Genomic DNA, 2,448 nt, shown 5'->3' with positions numbered 1-2,448 from the left:
GGCTTGCGATCGATTCGCAACTCCGACCAACAGCAGTGCGGCGATCGCGAAGGCTCGACTGGGCCAGGTGAATGAGTGCATATTGGATGGCAGAATGATACGGGGCAGAATGATGTGGAGAGATGAGTGGGGGCGAGGATGCTAAAGGAGACAGATTGTTTTGCCCCCATCGTTTTGCCAGCTCTTCTGTCCCCTGCGTGCCCAGACACCCCTCGGGTTTGGCGGAACCCTCGTTGACGAAGTAGGATGTGTCCGCGCCGACGCGCCAGATCAACCTTATCCGCTCATTCTGCCTCTTCATCATTCTGCCCCGTCTCATTCTGCCATCCAATATGCACTCATTCACCTGGCCCAGTCGAGCCTTCGCGATCGCCGCACTGCTGTTGGTCGGAGTTGCGAATCGATCGCAAGCCGCCGAGCCGCCCAATGTTCTGTTTATCGCGGTCGATGACTTGGCGTCGACGCTGGGGTGTTATGGCGATCCGTTCGCCAAGACGCCGAATATCGACCGGCTGGCCGCATCGGGCGTGTGCTTTTTAAACGCCTACAACCAGTTGCCGCTGTGCAATCCGACGCGGGCGTCGATCATGACCGGGCGGCGACCCGATGAAATCGGCGTCTACGATTTGGACCGCCACTTCCGTGACCAATTGCCCGACGTGGTGACGTTGCCCCAAGCCTTTCAGAAACGAAATTACTTGGCCGCACGCGTCGGCAAGATTTATCACTACAACGTCCCCGCATCGATCGGCACCGACGGCTTCGATGATCCGCCGTCCTGGAACCTGACCGTCAATCCCAAAGGCCGCGACAAGACCGATGAAGCGTTGATCATTAACGCCGAACCGCACCGAAAGATCAGCGCGGCGCTCTCATGGCTTGCCGCCGACGGCCGCGATGAAGAGCAAACCGACGGCATGATCGCCAGCGAAGCGATTCGATTGATGGAGGCCAACCGCGACAAGCCGTTCTTTCTGGGCGTCGGCTTCTTTCGGCCCCACACACCCTACGTCGCGCCGAAAAAATACTTTGACATGTATCCGCTCGACACGGTGTCGCTGCCCTATGCACCTGCGGGTGATCGCGACGACATCCCGACCGCTGCCTTCGCCCACAATTGCCCGATCCCCAACTACAACCTTGATCCTCTGACGCTCCGCAAAGCCACCCAGGCGTATTATGCGTGCGTTTCGTTTGTCGACGCGCAAGTGGGGCGGCTGCTCGATGCGGTCGAACGATTGGGATTGGCCGAGAACACGATCGTGGTGTTTTGGAGCGACCACGGGTATCACCTCGGCGAGCACGACGGGATCTGGCAAAAGCGAACCTTGTTCGAACAATCGGCCCGATCACCGCTGATCATTCGTGTTCCCGGAGCTGCGGGCAATGGCCAGCCGTGCCGACGCATTGTCGAGTTTGTGGACATCTACCCGACGGTTGTCTCGGCCGCGGGAATCGAGGCGCCGCCGAAACTGGCCGGTCGAGATCTGGCCACGTTGCTGGACGATCCGCTGGCGACATGGAACGGCCAAGCGATCACTCAAGTCTTGCGCCCTGCCGATGATCGGTTGGCCACACAAGTGATGGGGTGCAGCATTCGCACCAGCCGCTATCGCTACACCGAATGGGCCGAAGGTGCCGCCGGCGTCGAACTCTATGATCATCGCGCCGACCCGTTGGAGTTCGAGAACCTGGCCATCGAGCCCGATGCAAGGCACCGAGCGGTGATCGAGAGGTTGCGAGCGGAGTTGCGCAAGAAGGCCAGCGGCAAAATCCCCAGCGTTCCCGTCAATCCCGCCAGACTCTAACGGTGGCGTAAGCTTCCAGCTTGCGATCTGATCAGCTGGAAGCTGATCCCACCTGACCGCGCGTCAGCGCGGCATCTGCGGATTGAAGACGTTCGTCGGCTTGGTCGTGATCGGGGCGACGGGGCTAGCCCCGTTGCTGCGTGAGTCGAGCCGAAGTCCACCGGTGGGCTTGGCCGGCTTGCCCGCGGGGAAGACGACGTCGTGAAGGCTGCCCAATATCACCACGCGAGTCATCTCCGCGGTGCTGCGCACGTTCAGCTGACGGTACGCTTTTTGTCGCTCACGCTCGATCGTCTTGACCGACACCTTCAGCTTCGTCGCGATCTGTTTGTTCGGTGCACCTTCGACGACGTAATCGACGATTTGTCGCTGACGATCCGGCAATCCTTGATACAGCCGATGGCAGCGCAAGACGTCGAACTGATGCTCGACGAGCGTGCTGAGTCCGATCGCGTGCTGGATCGTTTCGATGATCTCGGGCAGTTCCATCGAGTTGATTGCAACGACGTGCGCGATCCGCGCGACGGCTTCCGAGGCCGCCATGCCGCTCGATTCATCCAAGACCAAGACGACCGGCGCGACCACGTTCTTTTCGAACAACAGCTGCTCGATGCTGGTCCATTGTTGAATGCGCGGATCG

2 protein-coding genes are annotated in these 2,448 nt (G+C 60.0%); one reads left to right on the top strand and one right to left on the bottom strand.

What is annotated here, in order from left to right; translation table 11 throughout:
* Positions 1-332: 332 nt before the first annotated feature.
* Positions 333-1,808, top strand: coding sequence for a sulfatase (locus tag ABX749_RS29580; protein ID WP_372899203.1), 1,476 nt, complete (start codon positions 333-335; stop codon positions 1,806-1,808).
* Positions 1,809-1,871: 63 nt separating this feature from the next.
* On the opposite strand, the gene ABX749_RS29575 is transcribed toward ABX749_RS29580, so the two are convergent.
* A partial coding sequence (locus tag ABX749_RS29575; protein WP_372899202.1) for a LuxR C-terminal-related transcriptional regulator occupies positions 1,872-2,448 on the bottom strand: 577 nt, incomplete at its 5' end.

It is taken from the genome of Stieleria sp. (assembly GCF_041595215.1).
Lineage (GTDB): Bacteria > Planctomycetota > Planctomycetia > Pirellulales > Pirellulaceae > Stieleria > Stieleria magnilauensis.
Note: the sequence above shows the minus strand (reverse complement) of the source record. Positions and strands in the feature narration are given on the sequence as shown.